Source organism: Vibrio sp. Vb1337 (assembly GCF_033338715.1).
In the GTDB taxonomy this organism is placed as follows: domain Bacteria; phylum Pseudomonadota; class Gammaproteobacteria; order Enterobacterales; family Vibrionaceae; genus Vibrio; species Vibrio alginolyticus.
In genome coordinates this window covers 1-1,650 of record NZ_JAWOTD010000072.1, presented here as the reverse complement: position 1 = coordinate 1,650, position 1,650 = coordinate 1, and the positions used below count along the sequence as shown (strand labels likewise).

At 46.5% G+C, this 1,650-nt stretch carries 2 protein-coding genes; both read left to right on the top strand.

Annotation, left to right across the window (positions count from 1 at the left end):
- The first annotated feature begins 270 nt into the window (after positions 1-270).
- A complete protein-coding gene (locus R7E42_RS23905; protein ID WP_020839768.1) occupies positions 271-1,431 on the top strand; it encodes an O-succinylhomoserine (thiol)-lyase in 1,161 nt (386 codons plus the stop codon).
- 15 nt (positions 1,432-1,446) lie between these two features.
- Positions 1,447-1,650 (top strand): hypothetical protein (locus R7E42_RS23900; RefSeq protein ID WP_318073075.1); only part of this gene is annotated, 204 nt, incomplete at its 3' end.

Here is a 1,650-nt window from a genome sequence, read left to right as displayed (position 1 = left end):
GCTCAGCATATGGGCTAATGTATTCGCCATTCCAGTCAGCCATTGCACACCTTCATTTATGTAATAAGTTGAAAATTAATATAGGTGCTGATTTTAGCTGCATTTACTGCCACAAGCAAAGACATATAGACGTCTAGAAGTGTTGACGTCTCATTTTTTGACAAGTAAAGTGAACAGAACAGTTAAGGAAGAGTGTTGTTCAGATAGATCTGACAAATTAGATATAGCGCATTCCTATTTAGAAGTCATCACCCGTGAAAGGATACACCCATGAGCACCCGCAAGCCTGCGACCATTGCTGTACGCACTGGTATCGAATCAGACAGCCAATACCACGCTGTTGTTCCACCAATCTACCTTTCAACCAACTATGGTTTCCCTGCTTTTGGTGAAGTCCCTAAATACGATTACACGCGTTCAGGTAACCCAAACCGTGGTTTGCTAGAGAGTGCGTTATCAGAGTTAGAGTCTGGCAAAGGCGCAGTGGTGACTAACTGCGGTACTTCCGCACTTAACTTGTGGGTATCGGCTTTTCTTGGGCCAGATGATCTGATTGTTGCACCGCATGATTGCTATGGTGGCACATACCGTTTGTTCAATACACGAGCTAACAAAGGCGACTTCAAAGTGCAGTTCGTTGATCAATCGGATGAGCAAGCTCTAGAGGCTGCACTAGCGAAAAAGCCAAAGCTTATTTTGTTAGAAACTCCATCGAACCCTTTGGTTCGTGTGGTTGATATTGCTGCGGTATGCGAAAAAGCCAAACAAGTGGGCGCTTTGGTTGCGGTAGACAATACCTTTTTGACACCGGTGTACCAAAAGCCTTTGGATCTCGGTGCTGATTTTGTTATCCACTCAACCACAAAATACATTAATGGTCACTCGGACGTGATTGGTGGTGTGGTGATCACCAAAACAGAAGCGCACGCAGAAGAACTTGCATGGTGGGGAAACTGTATTGGCGCCACGGGTACGCCTTTCGATAGTTACATGACGTTGCGTGGGATCCGCACTTTAGGCGCCCGTATGCGAGTGCACGAAGAAAGCTCTCAACACGTACTCAACTACCTACAACAGCAGGCTTTGGTCGCGAAGATTTACCATCCGAGCTTGCCAGATCACCCTGGTCACGAAATCGCGAAAAAGCAGCAGTCGGGTTTTGGTTCTATGTTGAGCTTTGAATTTGCAGGCTCATTTGAGCAACTTAAAGTGTTTGTTAAAGAGCTCGAACTGTTTTCTCTTGCAGAGTCGCTTGGTGGCGTGGAGAGTTTGATTTGTCACCCCGCATCTATGACGCATCGAGCCATGGGGGAAGAAGCATTAGCGGAAGCAGGCGTGTCGCATCAGCTGCTTCGTCTGTCTGTGGGTTTAGAGGATGCACAAGACCTGATTGCCGATCTCGCTCAAGCCTTTGTAAAAGCTGCTCAGTAATAGGAGAACTAAAAAATGAGTGTACAACGTCAGTTACATAAATTTGGTGGCAGCAGCTTAGCAAACCCTGAATGTTACTTACGTGTGGCCGATATTCTCAAAGAATACTCTGCCGAGAATGATCTGGTGGTGGTATCCGCCGCGGGGAAGACCACTAATCGCTTGATCGAGTTTCTGGAAGGTTTAGACAAAGATGGCCGTATTGCGCATGAAGCACTG